This window comes from Pseudomonas sp. NPDC089918 (genome assembly GCF_050280605.1).
Taxonomy (GTDB): domain Bacteria; phylum Pseudomonadota; class Gammaproteobacteria; order Pseudomonadales; family Pseudomonadaceae; genus Aquipseudomonas.
Genome location: NZ_JBNNVP010000034.1, coordinates 24,243 through 49,613, shown reverse-complemented (window position 1 = coordinate 49,613; position 25,371 = coordinate 24,243). Strand labels below are relative to the sequence as shown.

The 25,371-nt window shown below is 60.6% G+C and carries 20 protein-coding genes; 7 read left to right on the top strand and 13 right to left on the bottom strand.

Annotated elements, in window-relative coordinates; all coding sequences use genetic code 11:
- Positions 1-180: 180 nt before the first annotated feature.
- Positions 181-576, top strand: a complete 396-nt coding sequence (locus ACQKPC_RS22020) for a DUF4280 domain-containing protein (protein WP_427626250.1) — start codon at positions 181-183, stop codon at positions 574-576.
- A 332-nt stretch (positions 577-908) separates the two neighbouring features.
- Here the strand turns inward: ACQKPC_RS22020 and ACQKPC_RS22015 are convergent, their stop codons facing one another.
- The 12 genes from ACQKPC_RS22015 to tssB all read right to left on the bottom strand — a co-directional run bounded on the left by ACQKPC_RS22015 (position 909) and on the right by tssB (position 14,806).
- Positions 909-2,162 (bottom strand): transposase, encoded by a 1,254-nt coding sequence (locus tag ACQKPC_RS22015; protein WP_427626249.1) that lies wholly within the window; start codon positions 2,160-2,162, stop codon positions 909-911.
- 138 nt (positions 2,163-2,300) lie between these two features.
- Positions 2,301-2,843 carry a toxin-antitoxin system YwqK family antitoxin gene (locus tag ACQKPC_RS22010; protein WP_427626248.1) on the bottom strand — a complete coding sequence of 181 codons (543 nt, stop codon included), beginning with the start codon at positions 2,841-2,843 and terminating at the stop codon, positions 2,301-2,303.
- Between the two features lie 12 nt (positions 2,844-2,855).
- Positions 2,856-4,865 (bottom strand): type VI secretion system tip protein TssI/VgrG, encoded by a 2,010-nt coding sequence (gene tssI, locus ACQKPC_RS22005; protein WP_427626247.1) that lies wholly within the window; start codon positions 4,863-4,865, stop codon positions 2,856-2,858.
- A gap of 126 nt (positions 4,866-4,991) precedes the next feature.
- Positions 4,992-5,552 (bottom strand): hypothetical protein, encoded by a 561-nt coding sequence (locus ACQKPC_RS22000; protein ID WP_427626246.1) that lies wholly within the window; start codon positions 5,550-5,552, stop codon positions 4,992-4,994.
- 19 nt (positions 5,553-5,571) lie between these two features.
- Positions 5,572-6,162 (bottom strand): hypothetical protein, encoded by a 591-nt coding sequence (locus ACQKPC_RS21995; protein WP_148050128.1) that lies wholly within the window; start codon positions 6,160-6,162, stop codon positions 5,572-5,574.
- 226 nt (positions 6,163-6,388) lie between these two features.
- Positions 6,389-8,932: a type VI secretion system ATPase TssH gene (tssH, locus tag ACQKPC_RS21990; RefSeq protein ID WP_427626245.1), complete on the bottom strand. Its 2,544-nt coding sequence runs from the start codon at positions 8,930-8,932 to the stop codon at positions 6,389-6,391.
- 2 nt (positions 8,933-8,934) lie between these two features.
- Positions 8,935-9,960: a type VI secretion system baseplate subunit TssG gene (gene tssG, locus ACQKPC_RS21985; RefSeq protein ID WP_427626244.1), complete on the bottom strand. Its 1,026-nt coding sequence runs from the start codon at positions 9,958-9,960 to the stop codon at positions 8,935-8,937.
- Entirely contained in the window at positions 9,924-11,717 is a 1,794-nt protein-coding gene (tssF, locus tag ACQKPC_RS21980) for a type VI secretion system baseplate subunit TssF (RefSeq protein ID WP_427626243.1), read from the bottom strand. The genes tssG and tssF overlap by 37 nt, the downstream gene beginning before the upstream one ends.
- Positions 11,701-12,144, bottom strand: a complete 444-nt coding sequence (gene tssE, locus ACQKPC_RS21975) for a type VI secretion system baseplate subunit TssE (protein WP_427626242.1) — start codon at positions 12,142-12,144, stop codon at positions 11,701-11,703. Before tssE ends, tssF begins: the two co-directional genes overlap by 17 nt.
- A 15-nt stretch (positions 12,145-12,159) precedes the next feature.
- Positions 12,160-12,657, bottom strand: coding sequence for an Hcp family type VI secretion system effector (locus ACQKPC_RS21970; RefSeq protein ID WP_007906301.1), 498 nt, complete (start codon positions 12,655-12,657; stop codon positions 12,160-12,162).
- Between the two features lie 78 nt (positions 12,658-12,735).
- Positions 12,736-14,223 carry a type VI secretion system contractile sheath large subunit gene (gene tssC, locus ACQKPC_RS21965; RefSeq protein WP_427626241.1) on the bottom strand — a complete coding sequence of 496 codons (1,488 nt, stop codon included), beginning with the start codon at positions 14,221-14,223 and terminating at the stop codon, positions 12,736-12,738.
- Positions 14,224-14,251: 28 nt separating this feature from the next.
- Positions 14,252-14,806, bottom strand: a complete 555-nt coding sequence (gene tssB, locus ACQKPC_RS21960; RefSeq protein WP_427626240.1) for a type VI secretion system contractile sheath small subunit — start codon at positions 14,804-14,806, stop codon at positions 14,252-14,254.
- Between the two features lie 228 nt (positions 14,807-15,034).
- On the opposite strand from tssB, the gene ACQKPC_RS21955 reads away from it, so the two are divergent.
- From ACQKPC_RS21955 to tssA, 5 genes are all read left to right on the top strand, one after another.
- On the top strand, positions 15,035-15,484 hold the full coding sequence (locus ACQKPC_RS21955) for a type VI secretion protein (protein WP_427626239.1): 450 nt from the start codon (positions 15,035-15,037) through the stop codon (positions 15,482-15,484).
- A gap of 241 nt (positions 15,485-15,725) precedes the next feature.
- Positions 15,726-17,057 (top strand): type VI secretion system baseplate subunit TssK, encoded by a 1,332-nt coding sequence (gene tssK, locus ACQKPC_RS21950; RefSeq protein ID WP_427626238.1) that lies wholly within the window; start codon positions 15,726-15,728, stop codon positions 17,055-17,057.
- Between the two features lie 18 nt (positions 17,058-17,075).
- On the top strand, positions 17,076-17,843 hold the full coding sequence (locus tag ACQKPC_RS21945) for a DotU/TssL family secretion system protein (protein WP_427626237.1): 768 nt from the start codon (positions 17,076-17,078) through the stop codon (positions 17,841-17,843).
- Complete coding sequence (locus ACQKPC_RS21940; RefSeq protein ID WP_427626236.1) at positions 17,840-21,676, top strand: type VI secretion system protein; 3,837 nt, start codon at positions 17,840-17,842, stop codon at positions 21,674-21,676. The genes ACQKPC_RS21945 and ACQKPC_RS21940 overlap by 4 nt, the downstream gene beginning before the upstream one ends.
- Complete coding sequence (gene tssA, locus ACQKPC_RS21935; RefSeq protein WP_427626235.1) at positions 21,673-22,761, top strand: type VI secretion system protein TssA; 1,089 nt, start codon at positions 21,673-21,675, stop codon at positions 22,759-22,761. The genes ACQKPC_RS21940 and tssA overlap by 4 nt, the downstream gene beginning before the upstream one ends.
- Before the next feature lie 8 nt (positions 22,762-22,769).
- Here the strand turns inward: tssA and ACQKPC_RS21930 are convergent, their stop codons facing one another.
- A complete protein-coding gene (locus ACQKPC_RS21930; RefSeq protein ID WP_427626234.1) occupies positions 22,770-23,741 on the bottom strand; it encodes a 2-hydroxyacid dehydrogenase in 972 nt (323 codons plus the stop codon).
- Positions 23,742-24,088: 347 nt separating this feature from the next.
- Here ACQKPC_RS21930 and ACQKPC_RS21925 point away from each other — a divergent pair, with 347 nt between their 5' ends.
- Positions 24,089-25,369 carry a serine/threonine transporter gene (locus tag ACQKPC_RS21925; RefSeq protein ID WP_427626233.1) on the top strand — a complete coding sequence of 427 codons (1,281 nt, stop codon included), beginning with the start codon at positions 24,089-24,091 and terminating at the stop codon, positions 25,367-25,369.
- Positions 25,370-25,371 lie beyond the last annotated feature (2 nt).

Here is a 25,371-nt window from a genome sequence, read left to right as displayed (position 1 = left end):
TCTGCTTATTTTGGAGGCCAGACATCATTGGCTAATCTAATGGTGCGCCGGGGTGGCCACAAGCGCGGCACGGTCTTATAGGTTAGCGTGTTGCCGGATAATCAGCGTTCCTGATGTGCGCGAACGGGCTCGGCGGACTATGGTTTCAGGGGAGCGCCGCTTCCAGGAAGGAGATTCGACATGGGTTGTCCGCAAGTTTGCGCCACTGCGACCCTGCAATGCAGTTTCGGCGCGGCATCAGCGGTACTCAACGTGCTGCCGGTGAATCGCACGCTGACCGGGGGCATGCCGGCGGCGAACATCATGGATCACATTCCGCTGGTCAACGTCATGCCGTTCGGCACGTGCATGAGCATGGCCAACCCGATGGTCGCGGCCGCCACCGCCGCAGCGCTTGGCGTATTGACGCCGATGCCCTGCATCCCGGCTACCGCCACCCCGTGGATCCCCGGCGGCGCGCCGACCCTGCTGCTGGGCGGCATGCCGGCCATCGATGCCAACAGCACCCTGATGTGCAATTGGGCAGGGGTGATAAAAATCGTGATGCCGGGGCAAATGCAGATGCTCATTCCCTGACCGCACACGATCAAACTGTGGGAGCGGGCTTGCTCGCGAAGGCGGCGTGTCAGGCGATATCGATGTTGAATGTGAGGGCCTCATCGCGGGCAAGCCCGCTCCCACAGGGTATCGCGGTTGGACTTGGTCTTTATGTAGGGCACTGATCATAGTGTGGGAGCGGGCTTGCTCGCGAACGCGTCGTGTCAGGTGACATCGATGTTGAATGTGCCAGCCTCTTCGCGAGCAAGCCCGCTCCCACAGGGGATTTCCGGTGAATGCAGTATTTGTGAACAACAGTGATCACTGTGGGAGCGGGCTTGCCCGCGATGAGCATAGGTATCTACACATCTCTAAAGTCTTCGGCTGGCCACCCAGCCGATGGCTTCTTTAGCGAAACCCGCCAGCTCCTGAGGCGTGTATTGCTCCAGCGTCTCGCACATCGCCAAAAGCATGTACAGACCGGCCAGCACCGCAGAAGCCGTTACCGGTTGAGAGCGTTTCATTTGACGACCAGACAGACGGACCAAAAACTCTCGGGTTTGCTCGGCAAACTCACCTTCGGCCCGCATTAGGCGCCCGCTGACTGCACACGCCTGACTAGCAATCAGCAGCCGTTTGAACACGGCTTCGCCGCTTTCCTGCTGCCAGTTTTCCAGCTGATGTCCGCCGCCCTTGAGCAGTTTGAAGTAGGACTCGATACGCCAACGCCAGTAATACCAGAGTGCCAATCGTTCAGCCGCAACCTCGGGCCCAAGGTTGCTTAGCAAATACCATTCGGCCAACAGATGGCCGTTGTCCCCAATTATTCGGCTAACGATCAGTCGGGCAGGTAAAGGCTCGCCGGATTTGCGTAACGTCTTGCGGTCGGCCCGGTCTTTGGTGAAGGGCTGGGCTTGGCGAGTCAACACAACGGCCGTTTCTCCCACCCATTGAATGGCGGATTTTCCTTTGTAGTCGACCTTGCGGGTTTCGCTGTAGCTCATTTGGCTGGCGATTTGGCTCAGAGGCCTGGACTGGCCTTCATGACTGGCCGTGGAACCCGCCTTGACCCGCACCAGCCATTGCCGACCCTCGGCCTGCCACTGTCTCAAATGAGCGACCGAATCAGCCTCTCGATCCACGATATGGACAAGAGGCTTGGCAAAACTCTGCTGCTCCAGCCAAGTGATGCGTTGTGTCAGTTCATTGAGGTGTTTTTCAGGGGCCAGTACTTCTTCGGCTCGCGTGCTGAGAACGCCGTCCCTGGTCGCCAGGTTTTGAGCGGGAGTACAGATCGGTGCGCCGTCACGATCCGTGACCAGCAGGCTGCTTTGCAGTTCGTAACCGATGTCACCCCGATGGGTCATTTGCAGGCGATCAGCCTTGCTGTGGTGATGCATGTAATTGAGCCGAGACCAATCGTGCATGACCAGCGCGTAATCATCGCAGTCATCCCGGCAACCCTCGTGGGCCAGCGCCAGTAGCGGTTTAACCAGGTCAACGGGCCTGACCCGGTCATTGCTCAAAAATCTCCAGAGCGCTTGCGTCTGCGCAAAAGCCTTGTCGCTTCGCGGCAAGGCTTTCATCCCGGCGGCCAGCGCCGGTAGTCCATTACTGTGTCCCATGACTAACTCGTCGTATCGTTTTGTCAGTCGGGCATCTAGCCCGGTCATTTGATATCCATGCCGTCCTGTTATAGACCAGGATCGGGAGATGTGTAGATACCGATGCCGCGATGGGGGCATCTCAGCCAATACAAGGCTTCAGGCTTGGGCCGGATCGCTCCAGCGTCTGAACCACCAGCGAACCCTGGAAATCGGCTTGCCCTCGGCGTCCAGCGGTCGCCCATCAGCAGCAAAACCCTGTTCTGGTTCCAGCAGTTGACCGTTGAGATAACGGGCCTCCACGGCCGGTTTACCGTTGGCATGAAAACGCTGATACCGCCCCTCGCGCACGCCATCGCGGTAGAACTCGGCCTCCGCCAGTTGCCCGTCGGGAAAGTAATTGAACGCCTCGCCATGCAGCAGCCCTCGGCGGTAAGTCGCCTTGCGCTGCAGCCAGCCTTGCGGCGCATAGAAACTCGCGACCCCCTGCAGCTTGTCACGAACAAACGGCAGCTGCGCCGAGACCTTGCCATTGGGGTGGTAAAGCAGGGTAGTGCCTTGCAACTCGCCCTGGCTGTAGTGCAAATCAGCCTGCGCGCGCCCGTCATCCTTGATTTGCAGCGCACCGTCGAGCTGGCCATCGAGCAAGCGACCTTTGAGCTGTTTATCGTTCTGCTGCAAGTCCAGCGGCGTGATGGCCATGGGTTCTCCTTGTCAGTTGACCTGCACCAGACCACCCTTGATCGTCAGCATGCCGCCACCGTCCACGGTCTGCGAAGCGGCGCCCTTGTTGGTCAGGCTGATCCCGGCATCGTTGGTCATGGTCGTGCCGGCCTTGTTCTCCAACGAGGTTCCCGCCTGATTGCTCAGGGACGTACCGGCCTTTTGACTGATCGAGGTGCTGGCCTGGGCCGCCAGATCAGCGCCACTCTTGATCGCAAAACTGCCGCCGCTTTGCAGGGTCAGGGTACCGGTCACCTTGATGGTCAGATTGCCGTCCACCGTCAGGCTGTAATCGCCGGTGACCTTGTGCGTGTAGTTGCCACCGGTGCTGTGGGTCTGATCCGCGCCCACGGTCACCGTGCGACTGTCCTTCACATCGAGATTGTCACTGCCAGTCTGGATGGTCACGCTGCGTTTGCCTTTCTCCAGGGTCACGGTCTCGTCGCCTTCCTTCACCGTGCGCGTACGGGCGTTCTGTACGGTCAGGGTTTCGTCGTGGCCGACCGTGGCGGTTGTGTCGTTGAGCACGTTGATCTTCAGATCTTTCTGCGCCTGCAAAAACACCTCTTCGGCGTCCTTCTTGTCCTCGAAGCGCAATTCGTTGAAACCGCCACCGCCCTTGGACGATTGGGTCTTGATCCCGGACTGGGTCTGATTCGCTGGCAGCGCATAGGGCAGGGCGTTGTCACCGTTGTAGACGCAACCCGTCACCAGCGGTCGATCGGGATCGCCATCGATAAACGTCACGATCACTTCCTGGCCGATCCGTGGCACGAACTGCATGCCAAAACCCTTGCCGCTCCAGGGCAACACCACCCGCACCCAGCAGGAACTGGCTTCGTCGTTCTTGCCATCGCGATCCCACGGGAACTGCAACTTGATCCGGCCGTATTCGTCGGTCCAGATTTCTTCGCCGGACTTGCCGACTACGATGGCGGTTTGCGTGTGCATTCGCGGCTTCGGTGTGGTTCTCACCGGGCGAAAAGGTGTGGCCTTGGGGATGGCTTCGAAACGATTGCGATAGCTGTCGTGGCTGGCTTCGTGAGTCACCGCCGTCACCACCCAATCGATATTCAACGTCGAATCATCATGCCCAGCGAGGGTGAACCAATGCCCCGGCACCAGCCAGCGGCAGTCGCTTTCACCGACAAAACGCTTCTCCTGACTGCGCAATCCATCGACACGCTGCTTGGTCAGCGCATCGCCGCGCGCTTTGGCGTTGTAGCTACCGGGGTGCTCGTACATCGACCGTGGCCCGGCGACTGCTTCGGCCTGGCTGTAGAGCGAGGTGGTCGGGGTGGTGAACTCGTAATCCGTCGCCTGATACACCCCGGCCACCGCCTGTACGCAGACCTGGCCGGAGCGAATGCCGTGCAGTTCTCGCTCACCCAACTGCTGGCCGAGATACTTCACCTTGGGTCCATTGGGGATTGGCACAAACGCGTCGTTGCTGTCCCCCAGCACCAGCGTGTGCTTGCCGTCCTCGTGGGTGAAAAACCAGAAAATCCCTTCCTCTTCCAGCAACCGTGAAACGAAGGCGAAATCGGTTTCGCCGTACTGCACGCAGTACTCGCGCGGGGTATAGCTGCCGCTGAGCTTCAGCAGGAAATCGGTAAAACCATGAGCCTTGAAAATCGTGGTGACGATGTCAGAGGTGCTGAGGTTCTGGAATACGCGGTTGTTGCTGGCCAGGGTCAACCACCAGAGCCATGGCCGCAGTACAAGCTGATAGCGCTCGGCGGTGGCGTCGGCAGGGAGTTGGCGGATTTCGGCGACCAGCGCATCCATCGGGCGGGTCAGGACGTCGTTGTGCAGGGTGGTGGTGAGGTGGGTGGCGATGGCCGTGGTCAGGGTGAGTGATGTGCCGTCGTTGAGGCCGTTGAGGGTTTGTGTGCCCAGCGAATTGAGGGTTTCTTCGCCGGACAGCGACTCAGGATAAAGCGCCGACAGCGAGTTGGCAGTGAGGGAGAGACTGGTGTTGCTGTCGGTAGTGCGGGGCATTGGGGGGCCTCAATGGGTGGTTGGAGCTTGTGTTGTTGATTATGTGAGTAGGAACTGATCGATAATCCCAGAATTACCCATGAAAGAGTGATGTGTTTATTTGTGCTAATTATTGGCCTATGGTGTTCATGGAACGCCATGGAAATAATAGGTTAAAACACGAGGGTGCGATTGTAACTTGGAGACTCCCTCAATCGCTTTGCCGGTTGAAGCAGCGGTACCGTAGTATGCAAAGTAGGCAATGTTCCAAACTTTGACGTTGGTTTCTATTTCGTTAATTAGTTTATAGAGTTTGTTCGAGCATCCACATGGCCACACCGTCCCTTTAGCATCTCTGAATACGCCTGATACATCACGACAAGGACTATGTGTGAGTATGATGTCAACGGATATGGGGTAGATGCTAAGAGATTTTTTGTAGTAGTCCCACGTTCTGATTAATATTTCCTCTGCATGTCCTCCGAAATTTGGCTGGCTTTTGCTTTCGTCGTACGTATTCTCGAGTCTTTGTATGTGCGCGCGACCGGACCCCACTTGTGCAACATTTTCAATGTTTTTATAACCTTCGGACCAAACGGTTTCTATGGTACGGTCGTCATTGTTCCAGCGCATTATTAATCCGGTCTCACCGTTCGAGTAGGTGAGCAGGTTTTGCATGGCTCGGCGCAATGTAGGCGTAATGTTCACTTTTGTTCTCCTTTTAAGTTTAATTCACAGGATGATACCCATTGCCCATTAAAGGAGTGTTGTTATTGCCCAAGTTGATCTCTGCCATGAGGAAGCTAACGGCTGCATCACGAAATTGTGCGTTGACCGTGCACGCTGGATTGGTTGCTACGGGGGAATGTAGGGTATAAACGGCGCCGGCTGACCAGTCAGCGCCATTCCATACTCTGTCGCACGCAACCGACGCAATAATCTGATTTGCCGGGATCTCGGGAATCGCAAGTTCTTGAGCAAACAATGGCCAAAGAGCATTAACGCCGCTGACCGCTACTCCAGCAAGGCCGTCCTCGACCTGCCGTTTATGAGTGTTGGTGACTGCGCTGGTATCTAATGCCACTGCATAAATATACGTTCGTGCTACTGCAACATCCAAAGGGAATAGCGCGGATGCACTAATGCGTGCAGACACACAGACAGCACTGTCAGGTTCAATGTCGCCTGCGTAGTTCGGCGTCGCTCTATAGACAGGGCTTGGCGCTGTCAAGTCCCTCCTTGAAAAACCCAGAGCGAAGATACTATGCTGACCATAAGGTGCACGACTGTCACCGCGAAAAAAAATACGAGTCGCCATTGGTTTGATTCCTTTGTATTGAACGTGTGTTGATATTGTGGTTGCCTATGAGAGCCGTTGTTAAGGGTGTCGGTATTTAAGCTAACTCTTGTGTTATCTTTGGTTGGGTATTTTTATACTTTCCGTTGGTATGTTTTCTGGTTGCGCTATTGCTTAATGTCATGGCAAAACTCCTTGTTAACTTGTTTTACATTTTTCTACGAACTGGGCGGGCTGCATCCTGTATTCACTCCAACACCCACTCCGCCAACTTCCCCGTCACCTGCGTCATCAACACATTCTCAACATCCCGTGCCCCGGCAGCACTGCACTTGGCCAACACCGCCTGCACTATCCCGGCATCAAACTCAAACTGTTTCCCGGTTGCAGCCTTGTAGCGTCCGCGCAATTTCTCCAGCTTCGCCAACACAATCCCTTCCAGCGTCACCTCATCCAGAGGCCGATACGCCACCACCGTCATGCGCGCCAGAAACGCTGGCCGAAACGCTTTCAGCAGCACTTTATGCAGCGCTTCGTTGAAGGCATCGGTGCCCAGTTGCGTGGTCGGTGTGTCGAGCAGCAATTCAGCGCCAACGTTGCTGGTGGCGAGCATCACGGTGTTTTTGAAGTCCACCACCAGGCCGGTCCCATCCTCCATGACGCCTTTGTCGAAGACGTTGTAGAAGGCTTCGAGCACATCCGGGTGGGCCTTTTCGATTTCGTCGAGCAGCACCACCGAATAAGGTTTGCGCCGCACCGCTTCGGTGAGTACGCCGCCGCTGCCGTAGCCGACGTAGCCGGGCGGGGCACCTTTGAGTTGGCTGACGGTGTGGGCTTCCTGGTATTCGGAAAGGTTGATGCTGATCAGGTTGCGTTCGCCGCTGTAGAGCGCATCGGCCAACGCATAAGCGGTTTCGGTTTTGCCCACGCCCGTGGGGCCGACCAGCAGGAACACGCCGACCGGTTTCTGTGGGTCGGTAAGGCCGGCGCGGTAGGCTTGCAGGCGTTGGGCGATGGTGTTCAGCGCGGTGCTTTGGCCCATGACCCGCAGGCCCATGCGCTGGCCGAGGGTGCGTACGGCGTGGGCTTCGTCGGCGAGCATTTTGCCCACCGGGATACCGGTCCAGCCGGCGATCACGGCGGCCACGGTTTTTGCGTCGACCTGTTCCGGCACCAGCGGATCGTCCTGGCGAATGGCATCCAGACCGGCCTCGAGTCGTACCAGTTCGGCGGCCAGATGATCGATGCGGCTGTCAGTGGCTTCGTCCGGTTTTTCGTTGTCGGCGCGTTCGCTCAAGGTGAGTAACTCGCGGCGGGTTTCCAGCAGTTCGCGCACGGCGATCCGTTCTTCGTTCCAGCGGATTTCCAGGTCGCGAATGGCTTGCACGTTGCCGACGGATTCGGTTTCCAGCAGGGTGATGCGTTCACGGTGATCGAGCCCGGTGGCCTGTTCGCGACGCAGGCGTTCGACTTCATCCTTGAGGCTGTTCTGGCGATGGCGCAGGCTTTCCAGCGGTGGCGGCACGTCGTGCTGGCCGAGGGCGACCCGGGCGCAGGCGGTGTCGAGCACGCTGATGGCTTTGTCCGGCAACTGGCGCCCGGAGATGTAGCGGTGGGACAGTTTCACCGCTTCGTGGATCGCTGCGTCGAGCACTTGCACGCCGTGGTGCTGTTCCAGTTTCGCGGCCACGCCACGAAGCATTTCCACGGCGGTGGTTTCGTCCGGTTCCTCGACTTGCACCAACTGAAAGCGCCGGGCGAGGGCCGGGTCTTTCTCGAAGTATTTTTTGTACTCAAGCCAGGTCGTGGCGGCGAGGGTGCGCAACTCGCCACGGGCCAGCGCCGGTTTGAGCAGGTTGGCCGCGTCGCTGCCGCCTTCCGCGCCGCCGGCGCCAATCAGGGTGTGGGCTTCGTCGATGAATAGAATGATCGGTTTATCGGCGCTGCGCACCGCGTCAATCACGCCTTTGAGCCGCTGTTCGAACTCGCCTTTGACCCCGGCCCCGGCCTGCAACAAACCGAGGTCGAGTACCCGCAGGCTGACTTCCTGCAGCGACGGCGGTACATCGCCAGCGGCAATGCGCAGGGCCAGGCCTTCGACCACTGCCGTTTTGCCCACGCCCGGCGCGCCGACCAGGATCGGGTTGTTCTGCCGACGCCTGAGCAGGATGTCGATGCACTGGCGAATCTCGCCGTCACGCCCGACGATGGGGTCGATGCGCCCGGCGTGGGCGTCGGCGGTCAGGTCCTGGGTGAACTGATCGAGCACCGAATCCTGTTTCGGCTGCGGCTTGCCGGCATTGGCAGGCCGCGTGCCGCCGACGTGTTCGCGAGAGTTTTCGGTCCACTCCAGCAGGTTGCTGCGCAAGGCTTCCCGCGGAATTTTCAACAGCGACGAGGCGCTATTGAGCAGCAGGCTGCGGCGTTCATCGCGGTCGAGCAAGGCCAGCAGCAGCAAGCCGGAACGGATGCTGTCGAGACCGAGCACACTGGCCTGAACCACCGCGTCTTCGAGCAGGCCGATGGTTTGCGCGGAGAGCGCCGGGGTGCGGGTGCTGCCGGATTTGAACAGTTCCAGAGCCTTGTTGATTTCCGCCGTCAGGGCATCGCGCTCCAGGCCGAAGCGCTGCAGCAGGTAGGCGAAGTCACCGCCCTCGATGTCCAGCAACTCAAGCAGCAGGTGCTCGATTTCGACGTAATGATGACCTCGTTGCAGGCAGCGTTGCGCGGCCCGTTCGAGGGCGCGGCGGTTGTCCGGGTTGAGGCGTCCGATCAGGCTGGCCAGTTCCATGTTCAGGTGATCTCCAGCTGACGAAGGCGGGTTTCGATCTGTTGCACGGCGAGGCTGGTCTGGCGTTGCAGGCCACCGTTCCAACTGAGCAAGGGCGGGGCCTGGCGACCGAGTTTTATCGGGCTGGCACCGCGCACCAACAACACCAGCGCGCAATCCAGATCGGGGCCGAAGTACAGCGCGCTGAGGCTGGCCAGTGCTGGATGGGATTCGCCGTCCGGCAGAAACCGCGCCGCCTGCGCCGAGGTCAGCGGACCGAGCGTCAGGCGGATGCCGGCGTGTTCATCCCAGACCCGGGTGCCGGCCACGGCGCTGCGGCCCAGTTGCAGGTTGCGGCCTCCCGGTTGCAGGCGGCTGCGACTGGCGGGTGGGATTTCCCGCCAGGCACCTTCATAGGCGCTGAGTGCGACCGGCAGTTCGAAGTGCTCGCGCACGATCGCGGCGAAGCCGGCGAGGGAGCGACGACCGTCGGCGAACAGCGCGCTGCATGCCAGTACGGCGGAATCGGGAACGGCCTGACGTTCTTGCAAGGCTTTGGGCAATAACCCGGTCAGCGCCCGCAGTTGCGCCTGCACCGGGGACGCGCCGGGGGCCGTAAAGCCGACGGCAATCCGGTGTTTGCGCATCACCTTGTACAGCAGGCTGAGCAGGCGATGCTGGAACAGGTCGAGGAACTCGGCCGGAGCATGGTCCTTGGCGCGAGCCCGTTGCTGCAGCCATTCCTGATAGGCATAGGGCAGGGGCCCGTCGGGTCCGCCGAGGCCAAACACCGGAGTACTGAGCGTCGGTTGCTGACCGGGTTCCTGGGTCAGGCTTTCGATTTCGCTGGCGGAAAAAAGCGCCGTTAACGGCCCGCGCAGGCGCAGGGCTTCCGCTTGAGGCGCGGTGCCGCTGCCCAGGGACTCGGCTTGTGGGTGTTCGCGCTCCAGCAGCAGCAACGCCTGCAACAACTCGAACGCCTGCGGGTCGTGCCGCAGCTTCTGACTCAGGCTCAGAGGGACAGTGGCATGCCGGCTTGGGGTTGCCATGTCTTGACCTCCTTGTCTGACTGGACCAGGACCGTGCGCACAAAGCGATTGGCCGTGGCATAGAGTGAAAAGAACTGCGCCAGCACCGCTGAAAACAACACGGCGCTGCTGCCGACGAAATGCTGCGGGTCGAGTTGCAGCTGAACTTCCAGCCCATTGCGCCAGCCGCGCCACGCATCTTCGCCGACATGGGCGATCACTCGTTCGCAGCCAAGACTTAGCAAACCTTCGATCTGCCGTAGGGCGCTGGCCTCGTCACGCAGGTTGTGCAGTTGGAGGATTTCCTTGAGGGCATCCAGCGCCTGCGGCCCCTCGACCAGCGACAAATGATTGAGGGTCAGTTGCGATACCAGCCGCCAACGGGATTCGCCATCCAGTCGCGGCAAGCTCTGCGGGCTGGGTGGATTGCGCAGGCGTGCCCAGGCCACTGGCCCCGGTCGTTCGAAACCCAGTGGTGTCCCGGCCGGAAGGCTCTGGGCCAAGTGTCGGTTGGTACACAGCAGTTCGGCGGTGAGGCTGTATTCGGTGGTCTCGGACAATGGGTCGAGACGGGTGTCCACCAGGCTCACCATCAGGTCGGTGCCCAGACGATTCGGGGTCATGCCGCTGACCCGTCGCGCGTGCCAGTAGCATTGCTTTTCACCGCCGATATGCTGGCTGCCGTAATAAGCAGGAACACGCAGCACACCCTGACTGGAACTGGCGCGCATCGCTCGGATGCTGTGGATCTCGACGCTGTTTTCCCGATGACTGTCGGCGACCAGGCGGTACTCGCTGCGAGTGCCGTCCGGGCGCAGGGGCTCCGAGGTTCGTGGAAACAGATTGATCACCGGCGCACAGCCCAAGGCGAAGTCGCTGGCTTGAAGGTGCAGACGGTTGGCCGGGGCGCGGTCGAAGACGATGTACAGGTACAGCGTCTGGCTGTCGCTGGTGGCACCGGCCAACGGGATATCGAAGAAATTGAATTTGTCCGGGAAGGCAAAGTATTCGGCGAGCAGACGCATGCCCGGATGCACGCCGTCCTCGTCCGGCAACAGCACTTCGTCGCTGGCGAAACCGACAATGTCCGGCAACCCCGCCAACACTTTCGGCACGCTGCCGACGGGGCCGGCCAGCACCTTCACGGCATGGGCGCCGAGCAGGTCATACAGGCAGGCATTGATCATCGGGGAGGCGGCGAGGTGCACGCGCAACTGTTTGATCGCCAACTCCGGCCACTGGCTTTTACCGAGGCAACGCAGGCTCAGGCGCAGGGCCGAGCGCGCCTGTGCAACGCCGGTCAGGGCCTGGGCTTCGTCGCTGCCCAGCAACAGCGCTTCATTGATTTGCAGCGGCCACAATCGAACCGCGGCGCTGGTGCGAAAATGGATGCTTTCACCTTTGCTGGTGGTGACGAACAGCGGCGTGTCTCGTGGCAGCGGGTAACCGCCGGCGAGGTTGCCCTTGCTCGGATCCGGCTCGAACTGCACGATCGCGCAGGACGGTAATGGCCGCATCGCCAGCGGGTAAAGCTGTTCGAGCAAGGCGTCGCTGAATTCGGCGTAGTCGTCATCGAGCCGCCGTTGCAAGCGCGCCGCGAGCAAGGCGAAACCTTCGAGCAGGCGTTCGACATGCGGGTCGGGGCATTCACCGGGAGACAATTCCAGGCGTCTGGCGACCTTGGGATAACGCTCGGCAAAAATGCTCCCGGCGTGCCGCAGCCAGGTCAGTTCGCGCTGGTAGTAATCGAGCAGTTGCGGGTCAATCGAGTCGCTCATGACGCACCTCAAGGCCATTGCCGGCCTTCTCGATGACAAATGCCACGGGCCAGTGCTGCTGGCCGCTGCGCAACTCACCCAGTAGCCGAATGCTCAGTTGCTGCGGATGGCCGGGGACCGGATTGACCTGGACCTCGCCCAGTTGCAGGCGCGGTTCGAAATGGGTGATGGCCTCACGGACTTCCCGTGCCAACTGACGACGGTCATCGCTGCGCTGCTGTTGCAAGGCGGTCCAGTCAGCGATGCCGTAGTCGAGAATGCTCGGCGGGGAGGTCAGTGGGCGTTGGCCGCGTCGGGTGTTGAACAGGCGCAACAACTCCGTGTGTACCGAGTCGAGCAGCCCTTGGCGATCGAACAACTGCACGGTGTCGACCTCGCTTGAAGCGAGGCGTTCGAACAACGGTGGGAGGATGCCGGTGCCTGCCATGGCCGACGCGTCCGCTTACTTGACGAGCTTGTTGGCGGCCATGTCCCAGGTCGAGGCGGCCGTGCCTTCCTTGGTGCCGTCGTCTTTCTGGGCGGTGAGTTCCCACTTGATTTTGGTGAAGTTCAGCGACAGGGTTTCCACCGGTTTACCACCGGTACCGCCACTGACGCTGACGTTGGACAGCACGACGTTGGTCAGGGTGTAGATGATGAATGGCATCAGTTGACCGCTGCCTTCGGCGGCGTTGCGGCCGATGGTGATTTTGGCTTCCGGGATTGGTTTGCCGGCGCAGCAATACTCGTTGAGAGAGGGCGTCGAGCTGTCGACGAATTTGGTCAGGGTGAACTCGCCGATGTGCGGCTTGCCGGAGGTACGCTCCGAATTGCTGACGTCGTTGGTCACTTGCATCGCCACGTTGTGGCTGTAGGACATGACTTCGATCTTGTCCTTGTAACCCTCGAGCAGGCTATCGCCTTTGATGTCGCCGCCGAGGTCGAGAATGATTGCATCCATCGCATGAAACTCCTGAAGAAATTCAATTTAGACCTGTGGCGAGGGGGCTTGCCCCCTCGCCACGAAGTTTCACCGACTTTAGGCGGCTACCGGTGGCGGCAGGGTTGCGACCAGGCGGATCGACGCGGTCAGCTCTTCGAGCTGGAAGTGTGGCCGCAGGAACACCGTGGCCTTGTAGGCACCCGGTTTGCCGGCCACCTCGGTCACATCCACTCGAGCTTCACGCAACGGGTACTGCGCCTTGATCTCGTGCGGCGCGTTGTCGTTGATCAGCACGTAGTCGGCGATCCAGTTGTTGAGATAGGTCTGCACGTTGTCGCGGGTCATGAAACTACCGACCTTGTCGCGCATGATCACCTTCAGGTAATGCGCGAAACGCGAGGCCGCGAGCACGTACGGCAACATCGCCGAAATCCGCGCGTTGGCGTTCGCCTCGTTGGTGTTGTAGAGCTTGGATTTGTTGGTGGTCTGGCCGCCGAAGAACACTGCCACGTCGCTGTTTTTTTTGTGGCACAGGGCGATGAAGCCGAGGTCGTTGAGCTCTTTCTCGCGTCGGTCGGTGATCGCCACTTCGGTCGGGCATTTGAGCGACAGGTCGCCAGAGGTTGTGCGGAAGGTATGGGCCGGGAGGCCTTCCACCGCACCACCGCCTTCGGCACCGCGTATCGCCGCGCACCAGCCGTACTTGGCGAAGGCTTCGGTGATTCGTTGCGACAAGGCCCACGCAGCATTGCCCCACAGGTATTTGCCGTGGTCGCTGCCGTTGACGTCTTCGACGTAGTTGATGCCTTCCACCGGCGACGTGTCAGGGCCGTAGGGCAGACGCAGCAAGAAGTGCGGCAGCACCAGCGACACATAACGCGAGTCTTCGCTTTCGCGGAACGAGCGCCACTTGATCAGCTCCTGGCTTTCGAAGACTTTCGACAGGTCACGCGGCACGGCCAGTTCGGTGAAGCTGTTCATGTCGAACAACCGGGGGCTGGCGGCAGCAATGAACGGCGCGTGAGCGGCCGCGGCGACGTTCGAGAGTTTCTCCAGCAGGCCGATGTCCTGCGGGTGCCGGCCGAAGGTGTAGTCACCCACCAGCAGGCTGAACGGGTGGCCGCCGAAGGTGCCGTATTCTTCTTCGTAGATCTTCTTGAACAGCGCACTCTGGTCGAACTCGACGGCTTTTTCCAGGTCGTTCTGCAGCTCTTTCTGGGTCACATTTAGCAGACGCAGTTTCAGCCGGGAACTGGTCTCGGTGTTTTTCACCAGCAGGTGCAGGCCGCGCCAGGAGGCTTCGAGTTTTTGCAGGTCCGGGTGGTGCAACACTTCGTTGAGTTGAGCGCTGATCAGCTCGTCGATCTGGCTGATGCGGTCGTTGATCATCGCCACGGTGTCCTTGTCGATGGCCATGCCTTCGTCGAGTACCTGGGTGGCGAATTCCGCGAGCATGTCGCGGGCGTAATCCTGCTGGCTGTCGTCATGGGCCATGCGGCCTTTGGCGATTATTTCATCGAGCAGAGACAAGGTCTGGGCGGTACTGTCGCTGGCTTGGCTCTGGGCGGCGGATGAGGCGGGCATGGCAAATTCTCCCTAAGTGGATGAACGATCAGGCTTGCGGTTCGGCCGGTACTTCTGCATCGCCTGCGGGGGCGGGGGCGGGGGCGGCGGTTTCCGGGCGGGCAGACTTGATCTCTTGCAGTCCCTCGGTGTTGGCGATGACGTCACGCAACAGCTTGTCCAGATCATCGTTGCCATCGAGCTTGGTCAGCAGATCGCGCAGACGCTGACGGGCTTCGAACAGACGCCGCAGCGGAGTGACTTGCTCAACCACCTTGACCGGATCGAAGTCGTCGATGTGTTTGAAGTTGAGCTCGATGTTGAGTTTGCTGTCGTCGCCGCTGAGGGTGTTGGTGACCTGCAAGGTGGCGCGCGGGCCGATCGAGGCGAGCACTTCGTTGAAGTTGTCGCGATCGATTTCGGTGAAGCGCCGTTCATTCAATTTCGGGAGTGGCTCCAGAGGCTTGCCGGAGAGATCGGCCAGGATGCCGACAACCAACGGCAATTCTTTCTTCTCGATGGCGTTGCCGATTTCGACGTCGTAGGTGATTTGCACCCGGGGCGGGCGAACCCTGTCGAGCTTGTGCTGAGTACTTTCTGCCATGGTGGCTGACTCCGATGCATGAGGCGGGCGCAATGCATCGGGAGGCCCGTTTCATCGCATTCCCTTACTGGACCGTAGGTTAGAAAGGGAGGGCAGAGGACCTGTCATTCCTTTGACGAACCTTCCACATTCGTCGTGCCGACCGAACTACCCAAGACGCTAGAACAGGTCTATAAAAAAGCAAACAAAAAGCATTTTTGGACTGTATCGAGAAAAGGAAAATTCATTTTGTACGCACGTTTTTTTTCTTTGGTTCTGCTCCTGTCACTCGCCGGGTGTTCGTTGTTCGGACCTCGTGTCGACCTCGATAACCTGACGCTGGACGTCGCGCCCCGCGCCAACGATGACACGCCGATCGCGGTGGACTTCATTGCGGTGAACGACGCGGATCTGCTCAAGCAGTTGTCGGGTATCACCGCCCGGCAGTGGTTCGCCGAACGCGAGCAGTTCCAGCGTGACTACCGACAGCTGATGACGGTCTGGGGACTGGAGCTGGTGCCCGGTCAATTCATCGACAAACAACCCTTCCCGCTGGGGGGCAAGCGGGCGGCTGGACTTTTAGTCTTCGCCAGCTATAACACTCCCGGAGCACACCGGTTACGGCTGGACGATCAGAACAGCGCCTGGCTCAAGTTCGACAGTCGCGAGATGACGCTGGTCAGCGATCACCCGAACTGAACACAGAGATTAGGATGCGCGAACAGACATGTAGGAGCCCGGCCGTAATACCGGTCAGTTAAACGCGATCCATGTGGGAGCGGGCTTGCTCGCGAAGACGGCGGCACAGTCAACATTGAAGTCGCCTGACACACCGCTTTCGCGAGCAAGCCCGCTCCCACAGGTTCCGCGTCTTAACTGACAGACATTGGGCCAGGCCGCCCATTTTTGCGCGGCGCCACGAGAGGTCGAAGGGAATCGTATGAGTCTGCTACCTGACGCGGTTTGCTGGCATGAGGGCATGCAGTTGTTGCCCCAGCATTTTCAGTTGCAAGGGCTGCGGGCCGAAGCGCTGGTGGCGCATTTCGCCCAGGCCTGTAATCCGTGGTTCTGGGGCGTGACCCGCGTCGAATTCGATCCCTCTGCATTGAGCGCCGGGCTGGTACGACTGATCAGTTTGCAGGCGACCTTGCCGGACGGTTTGCCGGTCAATCTGCAGGCCGGTGTCGGGCCGATGCTGGAGCTCGACGTCAGTGAAGCGATCGACGCCACCGACAACGCCACCGTCACCGTGTACCTGGCAATCAGTCCGCTGTGGCGCGCCGGGCAGTTGCTGCCGCTCAAGGGGCGACTGCAATCGGTGGTCGGCGATGCGTTGCCGGACCTCACGAGCGGCGAGTACCCCGAGTCGATCACGGTCTGGCGTCCGAACCCGCGCTTGTGCACGCAACTGAACAAGGCGGATTCCGTCTGCCTGCCACTGCTGAGAATTCGCAAGGAGGGCGGCGGTTTTCTTCCGTTGCCCTACACACCGCCAACGCCATGCCTGTTGCCCGACTCGGTGTTGGGTCGTCGAGTGGTGGGGCTGTGCGCCAGGGCGCGGGAGAAATGCATGTTCCTCGCCGGTCGTTTGCGCCAGGCGCAGCAGGCCGGCAATCAGGACGACGCGCTGGAAATTCGCCGCCAGTTGACGGCGCTCTGGGCGCGGCTGCCGGAGGTCGAAGGCCTGCTGAACAGTCGAGTGGCGACGCCTCAGGCGCTGTATGGCTTGCTGCTCGGGCTGGCCGGCGCCTGGTCGGCGCTTGATCCATTGGCCGGCGTTCCGGCGTTCGCGCCGCTGGACTTTCTTGAACTGCAGCGCGGCTATGAAGCGGTGCTCGACTGGCTTGAAAAGACCCTCGAACTGATCCGCGCCGGTTATCGCAGCCTGGCGTTCGAACGCAGTGAACAGACCTTCTCGATTCAATTGCCCGACGATCAGCCGAGCCAACGGCTGGTCATCGGTTTGCGCATGCCCAACGGTGCCAGCGAGCAGGCCGCGAGCGAATGGTTGCGCGGGGCGATCATTGCGTCGCAGCCGCACATCGCGCTGCTCAGTCGCCAGCGCATGAGCGGTTTGTCCCATCAGGCCATGAGTCGCAATGAACAAGTGGCCTACAGCGTCGGCGACGATACGCGGTTGTTTGTGGTGACGGCCGAAGGCCAATGGTTCGACGGGCAGTTGCCGTTGCTGATTGCCGCACCGGCTTCCAGGCTGGCCAGCAGTCCATGGCAAGTGGTGTTGTTTGTCGCCCAGGCGAGTGAGAGTGCTTGATCAAGGAAGGAACGTCCTATGTCTGAGGGCAATGTCGGGTCGGGTACACGAGGCCTCCACGAAGCACCTCTGAGCAGTGCTTTTCGCCAGGCCTGGCAGCAATGGTCCCAGGACTGGAACCAGTTGCCCAAGGACAGCGAAGACGAAGCGCTGGTGGAGGCGGTGGTCGAACTGTCCACGCAAATCTCCCAACGACTGTGGCGAACGGCATTCGCCAAAGTCGGCGACGCCGCCACCGAGCAAGTCAAGGCGCTGGTCTATGCCTTCGTCGCGCTGGTCGATGAAACCTTGCTGTTCACGCCGTGGCCGGGCCAGTCGGCCTGGCAGGAAAAACCGCTGGAATCGCGCTTGTACGCCAGCCGTCAGGCCGGTGAGCGAATACCGCTGGCGATCAAGGAACTGCTAGACGAGCAGCTCCCCATCACTCGCGATCTGGCCAATGTTTATTTGCAGTGTCTGGTGCTGGGGTTTCAGGGCCGTCTGCGCGGCGAACAGAATCAGGCCCAGCATGAAAAATGGCGCCTGGCGCTGTTCACCTTTGCCTGGCAGCACGAGGCGGATTATGCCGACGTCAGTGCCCGGCTCGAACAACCTTCGGCCGTGCCGCCGCTGCAATTGCCGGTGCGCCTTTCGTTGCCCGACGGTTTTCGCCTGGGCGTGGGGATTCTCGCCATGGTCCTGCTGCTGACCGGGTTGGGGCAGCTGTTTTGGCGTGACATTCGTCTGGAGCTCGAACCGGTGTTGCAGATGACCGATTCCGTGTCCGTCTCGGAGCAAGACTCATGAGCACGCTGGGGATTATCGGCCTCATCATCGCCGTGCTGTTGCTGCTGGCGATTGTCGGGGTGGCGGTCTGGTGGTTGCGCACGCAAAGCGGTGCGGCGATTCGCAGTTTTTACCTGGCGGTGCGGCACATGGAGCAAGAGCAGGGCGCCCAGGACCGTTATCAGATCCCATGGCTGCTGATGCTCGGTAACGAAACCCAGGGCACGCAATTGTGTACTCAGTGGCGCTTGCAGCCCACCGACAAACCGGCCTGGTTCGGTCGCTGGTGGTCGGACCCTGAAGGTGCAGTGTTGGTGGTGCCACAGGCGCTGTTTTTGCCAGATGAAGGCATGCACCTGCAACGCGGCGGCTGGTGGCGCTTGCTGGGATTGATCCTGCGCTTGCGCAGTCAACGTCCGCTGGACGGAGTGATCTGGACGGTGCCGGTCAGTCGATTGGGCAACGTCGAGCAAGCCGCGACCCTCGGGTTAGCGGCGCGTCGACGCTTCATCGATTTGTTGCAACGGTTCGGGCTGAGCCTGCCGGTGTACGTGGTGATTACCGGCATGGAGGAGTTGCCGGGCTTTCAGGAGTTGATCACCGCGCTGCCGGTCGAGGCCCGCGAACGCACGCTGGGCTGGTCGTCGCCCCATGGGACCGATGCGGTCTGGCAAGCGCAATGGAGCGATCAGGCACTGGATCAGGTGACTCGGGCCCTGGCGGAATCGATCATCGAAATCGGCGCCTTGTCCGGGCAACTGAGCACTGAGCTGTATGGTTTGCCGGAACGTTTCGAAGCCTTGCGACGCCATCTGCAATCCTTGTTGGAGCCGGTTTTCCAGGGCAATGCTCAAGGTGAGGCACCGCGCTTTCGCGGTATCTATTTCACTGCCAATCAGCCCTCGGAAGACAGCGCCGACGGGTTTTCGGCCTACGACACCGGGTTGCAGCAGAGCGCCTTTGCCCGGCAATTGTGGCAGCGGCGGGTGGTCGCCGAACGTGGTCTGGCCCAGGTGGTGCCGCGTCTGTTACGCCTGCGTCAGCGCTGGCAGCGCGTGATCGGTGGGGTGGCGCTGGTGGTTGCGTTGGTCTGGGGCGCGGGCATGCTGTGGGTCTGGCAGGATTCGGTCAAGGAGGCCCATGAACTGTCGCGCCTGCTGCAAGGGGCGCAGAAAAACTACGCGGCGGTCACGGATGAATCTCATCGGCTGGAGTCGACCCGGCGCAACGTCCAGGGTTTCTGGCGGGTGCTGGAAAAGGCGCCGGGCTGGAGCTTCACCTCAGTGGTATTTCCGACCTCCTGGTTCTCTTCGCTGGATGCGCAGTTGGCGAGCGAGTTGCGCCTGACCGCCCAGAGCCATTTGATGCTGCCGTTGCGCGACCTGTTGAGCGCGGAGCTGGCGCAACTCAAGACCATCCGCAACACCGAACGACGGGGCAACGTCGAAAGCGAAGATCCGGCCCAATGGCAAAACTACGTCAAGGCCAAGGATCTGGTGGAGCGTGCGGTGAATCTGGAGCAGCAGAACCAGTGGTTCAGTCAGGCGCTGAACAACCCCAAGGCGCCCCTCGAAGACCTGGTGTTGTTGAGCAACAACGCGTTGTCGCTGAACCTCAACGTCGGCACGTTGCACCGCGCCGGTTTTTACAACCGTGCGTTGTTCGATGCCGATGGCAGCGATTTGCGACCGCTGGACCTGACCGTCGAGCGCCCGGTGATCGAGGAAAATTTCCTCGGGCTGATGGAGCGCTGGCTGGACCAGTATTTCCTGGCCGACAATTTCGTGCGCCAGGCCGGTTATCTCAAGCTGCATCTGGAACGGCTGGAAGCCGGCAGTGGCAACTCCCTCACCGAGCTCGAAGATTTGCGCGCACTGGTCGATGACCTGCAAACGGTGATCGGCTTGACCAATTCGGCGTGGGGGCGCGGCAAGGGGCAGGACCTGGTGCCTGGCTATCGCGAGTTGCTGGACAACGTGCGCAAAAGCGCCTTGCTCGGACCGCAACTGGAACAACAGTTGGAAATGCAGGCGGCCAAGCTGCAACAGAGTTTTCGCGATCAATGGATCGTCCAGGCCGGCTCCCGGGACAATTTATTGATCCAGCAAGGCAGCGGGCAACTGGTCTTGCAGGAACATGTGGTGCAGCTCAACAACGCGGTGCAGGCGCTGTTCAAGCGTGACTTTGTGGCCATCGCCTTACAGGCGGATCGCTCTGAAGCCCCGGATGGGCAAGGGCAGGGCGTTGATGGCGACGACCTCGACAGTGCGCTGAACTATTTCGCCAGCTACAAGAGTTACGCCGCCGAAGAGTTGCCACGCATTCCCCCGGCGTATCGCGGCGCCTTGTTGCAAGCGGCCGAAGGCGCAGTGGTCAAGGCCATGTTGTCGAGCCTGCGCGAGCACAATGCGCAGGCCAACAGGGGCGTCTTCAATGTGCAGGCCTCCCAGGCGATTGCCTTGCAGAAAGCCTTTATCGAGGTGCGTCGCAGCGATCTGGCCACACGTTTGCAAACTGCCTTGAACCGCCGCGCCCTGGCCGAAATCGTCAGCGGCCTCGACGAAATCGTCGCCCAGCCGCTGTTCAGCGGGCGCACTGAAATCAGCCAGTGGGACGGCTCGAAAAACCTCGGCCTGCAACTGTATGGCGCCAACGACGTGCAGGATTTGAAACTGAGCCTCAAGCAGCAATTCAACACCATGCTCGGGATTACCGAGCGACGCACCTCGGCGCTGGAATGGCTCAAAGTCCAGCAACAGAACCTCTCGGCGCTGGATTATGAACGCGTGACGCAGTTCAGTGCGCTCAACGACGAACTGCTCAAGTACAAGGAGCAGAACCCCGCCAGTTCGCCGGCGCAGATCGAACAATTGGTCAGTCGCGACTTCATCGAAATGGACGCCACGTCCTGCGGCCAGATCCTGCAAACCGCCAACCTGTCTGGCGGGCGCGGAACCCTGGCGTTGCGGGCGGTGGATCTGCAACAAACCGCCATGCAGCGCTGCCAGTTCCTGCAACAGCAACAGGCTGCGGCGGCGTGGAACGACCTGGCCAACTATTTCAATCAGTACCTGGCGGAGCGCTTTCCGTTTGCCAATGGCCTTCAGGCCGCCGACGCCGATCCGGCCAGGGTTCAGCATTTGCTGGAGCTGATCGACAAGCGTTTGCCGGTGGCGCAGGCCGGATTGTTGCTGAGCCAGGCCCCGGAGCGCCTGGCCGCCGAGGACTTTCTCAATCGTCTGAAGCAAGCCAGCACGTGGCTGGGCCCGATGTTTGTACGCGACAAAAGCGGTGTGTTGGGGCTGGAGATGGACGTGCGCTGGCGCACCGATCGAGAGGAAGAGCGCGGTGCCGATCAGGTGATTGCCTGGGGCTTGAATGCCGGCAATCAACAGCTCAGCTACCCCGGTGAGGCTCAGCAGAACCTGCGCTGGATGGTTGGCCAACCGATCCGGCTGACCTTGCGTTGGGCCCGAAATGGCTACCAGCGTCCGGCCAACGATCCGTTGCAGCCGAGCCTGGTGGTGCGGGATCTGGAAGCGGGCTGGGAGTACAGCGGGCCGTGGTCGTTGTTGCGCTTGATGCGTTCGCACGTGTCGGTGCAACGCCAGCCGAACATGGACTACACGGACTTTCCGTTGACCTTGCGCCTGCCCGTGACGACGCAGGCCAGCACCACCACCACCGAGCAAACCCTGATGTTTGTGCGCCTGTCGTTGATGACCCAGGGCTCGAAATTGCCGCTGTCCATTCAGCCCTTGCCAACCCGTGCCCCACGCTCACCGTTCATGGTGACGAGATCGACCGCGGGCATTGAGGCCCATGACATCGAATCCGATAAGGAGGGCCTGTGAATCAACCTTCAACGCCGTTGCCGGAACTGATCACCCAACTGCTCGAACCGATCAGCGAGCAGGCGCCCTGTGGCCAGGATCTGCGTTATGAACCCGAGTTCGACCGGTTGCGCGAACTTCGCCGTGAGGACGACACCAGTTTGCCTACGGGGGTGTGGCAGTCGTCGATCAAACGCGCCCAATGGCCGGAACTGGAAAAACTGACCACCAGCCTGCTGCTTGAACGCAGCAAGGATTTGATGCTCAGCGCCTGGTTGGGTGAGGCCTGGCTGCATCAGGACGGGCTCGAAGGTTTGCCGGGCAGCCTGGCGCTGGTGGCCGGGTTATGCGAACGCTATCCCGAGCACCTGCACCCACAGGCTGAGGACGGCGATCAGTCATGGCGGGTGATACCGCTCGAATGGCTGGCTCGACGCTACGCTGAAGTGTTGCTGACCCGAGTGCCGGTGTTCGAGCCGCGCAACAACGAGTTCGATGGCTTCTGTCTGGATGCCTGGCGTCGGTTGCAGCTGCAACAGGTACAGGCCAGCGACAGTAAAACGGCCAAGACCTCGGCGGAGAACGCGCGTAACGAACAGAAAAAACTCACCGAACAGATTCGCGCCACCCCGTTGTCATTCTGGTTGCGCAGCCAGGGCACGCTGCTGCTCAGCCAGCAGCACCTGCAACGCCTGGAGGTGTGGAGCGACGCTTATCTCGGCAATCAGGCCCCAGGCTTCAAAGCGTTGCAGGACGTGATTGAAGCGTTGTTGACGCTGGTTCAGGAGTTCATCGCCATGCACCCACGAAAACCGACCCCGGCGCCTGTCGAAATTCCAGCGGTGGTGGCATCGAGCCTGGCCGACGTGCCGCTCGTCATTGCGGCGCCTCAGGTGTTCAGCGAGCCGGCGAGTCGTGAAGAGGCGTACCGGCAATTGCTGTTGATCGCCGAGTACCTGGCGCGCACCGAACCCCACAGCCCGGTTCCCTATTTGATCAAACGAGGTGTGGAATGGGGCAACAAGCCCCTGAGTGAGCTGCTTGGAGAACTGATCAGCGCCGATGCCGAATCCCGTCGACTCTGGACGCTGTTGGGCGTCCTTTAGTGCGCCCTTTAATGAGTGTTGCGGGCGGCTGCCGACGGCGGCGGTAAAGCGATGGGGGTGAGTACCGGTTGACCGGAAAAAAACGCCGTCAGGTTTTTGCCGACCAGTTCCACGGTGCCTTGGGTGGCCTCCGGGGACAACCCGGCGACATGTGGGGTCAGAACCACGTTGGCCAGCCCCTTGAGGGCGTCCGGCACCTGGGGTTCGTTATCGAAGACATCCAGCGCGGCGCCAGCGATCCGTCGTTGTTCCAGCGCGCTGATCAGGTCAGCCGTGACGATCACGCTGGCCCGCGCGATGTTGACGATAAATCCGTTAGGCCCTAAAGCGTCGAGTACCTGCCTGTTGATCAAGTGCTGAGTGCCGAGCCCGCCGGGTGCGGCAACGATCAGAAAATCCGAATGGCGTGCCAGTTCGGTCGGCGTCGAGCAAAAGCTGTAGGGCACGTCGCTGCGATGCTGGCGGTTGTGGTAACTCACGCTCATGTCGAAGCCGTTGGCGGCACGTTTGGCGATAGCGATGCCGACGGCACCGAGGCCGAGGATGCCCAGGCGTTTGCCGGCCAGGGAAGGGCGCATGATTTTCGGCCACTCGCCCCGACGCACGGCAGCATCGGCCCGAGGAATATCGCGCACCAGTGCCAGCAGCAACGCCATGGCGTGGTCGGCGACGGAAGAGGCATTGACGCCGGCCCCATTGGTGACGGTGATACCACGGTCGGCGGCGGCTTGCAGGTCGACGTGTTCGTAACCGGCCCCGATCACGCAGATGATCTTAAGGTTGGGCAGGGCGGCCATTTCATCGGCACGCAGGCCCAATGGACCGCGCGTCAGCACCGCATCGATCTGGCTGCCCTGTCGGGCAATGGCGGCGGCGCGCTCGGCCGGGGTCGGGGCCAGGATCAAATGAAACCCCTGATGTTCGAGAATCGGCAGGTATTCATTAATGGTTTCAACCAGTACCAGAACAGTTGCGGTCATGCTGGGCTCCTGTGGGCAGCGGAATGTCGGGGTTTGAACGTCGTTTCAGGTTGCTGACTCCAGAGCGGTTTGGCAATGGTCAGGGGCTTTGGCTCCCGGTGTCGGAGCTGGCGAAGCCTGCGATCCTTCTAATGACAACACTAGATCAGAGCGGGGCAGATGGAGAGGATTTGTTGCCATAGCGTCAGCTGCATCTGATCCGCATAACCATTCCTCAGCTAAGTCTTTGCTTCTGTTGATTAATCCCGGACAATCGCGCCCCTGTTTCGGCCAGGGCGCTGCCTGTCGGGTTTTTCCGACTCGTCCTGACCGGGTGGCAAGTGACCGGAAAGCGGAGATCCGAGCGGATGAATGATCAGGCCAATAGCGTCGACGAACGCTATGTAGCGGCAACACCAGCGAGCCTAGAAAGCTGGAATCGCCATGACACCACCTGGATGCTGGGCCTGTTTGGCACGGCAATCGGGGCCGGCACCCTGTTTTTGCCGATCAACGCGGGGCTGGGCGGCTTCTGGCCGCTGCTGATCCTGGCGGTGCTGGCATTCCCCATGACGTTTTACGCCCACCGTGGCCTGACCCGCTTTGTCTTGTCCGGCCGCGAAGGCGCCGACATCACCGAAGTGGTGGAAGAGCACTTCGGCATCAAGGCCGGCGCGTTGATCACGTTGCTGTATTTCTTCGCGATCTTCCCGATCCTGCTGATCTACAGCGTAGCCCTGACCAACACCGTGGGCAGTTTCCTCGAACATCAACTGCACATCATGCCGCCACCGCGCGCCGTGCTGTCGTTCGTATTGATTCTCGGCCTGTTGGCAGTGGTGCGTTGCGGCGAACAGGTGATCGTCAAGGCCATGAGCCTGATGGTGTATCCGTTCATCGTCGCGCTGCTGTTTTTGGCGGTGTTCCTGGTTCCGCACTGGAATGGCGGCATCCTCAGCACTGCATCCACGCTGCCTGAGTCGTCGGCGCTGCTGCACACGCTATGGCTGGCGATTCCGGTGATGGTGTTCTCGTTCAACCATTCGCCGATCATCTCGGCGTTCGCGGTGGACCAGAAGCGTCGCTACGGCGCGCATGCCGAAGAGCGCAGCTCGCAGATCCTGTCCCGTGCCCACCTCTTGATGGTGGTGATGGTGCTGTTCTTCGTCTTCAGCTGCGTGCTGACCCTGTCGCCGGCGCAACTGGCGGAAGCCAAGGCGCAGAACCTGTCGATCCTGTCGTACCTGGCCAACCACTTCAGCAACCCGACCATCGCCTTCGCGGCGCCGTTGATTGCCTTCGTCGCCATTTCCAAGTCGTTCCTGGGCCACTACATCGGCGCCAGCGAAGGCTTGAAGGGCCTGATCATCAAGAGCGGCAAACGCCCTGCACCGAAGACGCTGGACCGCATGACCGCGGCGTTCATGCTGGTGGTCTGCTGGATCGTTGCGACTCTGAACCCGAGCATTCTCGGCATGATCGAAACCCTCGGTGGCCCGATCATCGCGGCGATCCTGTTCCTGATGCCGATGTACGCAATCCGCAAGGTTCCGGCGATGGCGCGCTTCCGTGGTCAAGCCTCTAACGTCTTCGTGACGGCGGTTGGCCTGGTGGCGATTTCGGCGTTGATCTACTCCCTGACCGCCTGAGT

Coding starts and splice junctions, on each gene's coding strand:
- tssF (WP_427626243.1), bottom strand. CDS start 11,717: ATGAGCGACTCGATTGACCCGCAACTGCTCGATTACTACCAGCGCGAA.
- ACQKPC_RS22010 (WP_427626248.1), bottom strand. CDS start 2,843: ATGGCCATCACGCCGCTGGACTTGCAGCAGAACGATAAACAGCTCAAA.
- tssB (WP_427626240.1), bottom strand. CDS start 14,806: ATGGCAGAAAGTACTCAGCACAAGCTCGACAGGGTTCGCCCGCCCCGG.
- ACQKPC_RS21995 (WP_148050128.1), bottom strand. CDS start 6,162: ATGGCGACTCGTATTTTTTTTCGCGGTGACAGTCGTGCACCTTATGGT.
- tssC (WP_427626241.1), bottom strand. CDS start 14,223: ATGCCCGCCTCATCCGCCGCCCAGAGCCAAGCCAGCGACAGTACCGCC.
- tssI (WP_427626247.1), bottom strand. CDS start 4,865: ATGCCCCGCACTACCGACAGCAACACCAGTCTCTCCCTCACTGCCAAC.
- ACQKPC_RS21945 (WP_427626237.1), top strand. CDS start 17,076: ATGTCTGAGGGCAATGTCGGGTCGGGTACACGAGGCCTCCACGAAGCA.
- tssG (WP_427626244.1), bottom strand. CDS start 9,960: ATGGCAACCCCAAGCCGGCATGCCACTGTCCCTCTGAGCCTGAGTCAG.
- ACQKPC_RS21925 (WP_427626233.1), top strand. CDS start 24,089: ATGAATGATCAGGCCAATAGCGTCGACGAACGCTATGTAGCGGCAACA.
- tssK (WP_427626238.1), top strand. CDS start 15,726: ATGAGTCTGCTACCTGACGCGGTTTGCTGGCATGAGGGCATGCAGTTG.
- ACQKPC_RS21940 (WP_427626236.1), top strand. CDS start 17,840: ATGAGCACGCTGGGGATTATCGGCCTCATCATCGCCGTGCTGTTGCTG.
- tssH (WP_427626245.1), bottom strand. CDS start 8,932: ATGGAACTGGCCAGCCTGATCGGACGCCTCAACCCGGACAACCGCCGC.
- ACQKPC_RS21930 (WP_427626234.1), bottom strand. CDS start 23,741: ATGACCGCAACTGTTCTGGTACTGGTTGAAACCATTAATGAATACCTG.
- tssE (WP_427626242.1), bottom strand. CDS start 12,144: ATGGCAGGCACCGGCATCCTCCCACCGTTGTTCGAACGCCTCGCTTCA.
- ACQKPC_RS22015 (WP_427626249.1), bottom strand. CDS start 2,162: ATGGGACACAGTAATGGACTACCGGCGCTGGCCGCCGGGATGAAAGCC.
- ACQKPC_RS21970 (WP_007906301.1), bottom strand. CDS start 12,657: ATGGATGCAATCATTCTCGACCTCGGCGGCGACATCAAAGGCGATAGC.
- ACQKPC_RS22020 (WP_427626250.1), top strand. CDS start 181: ATGGGTTGTCCGCAAGTTTGCGCCACTGCGACCCTGCAATGCAGTTTC.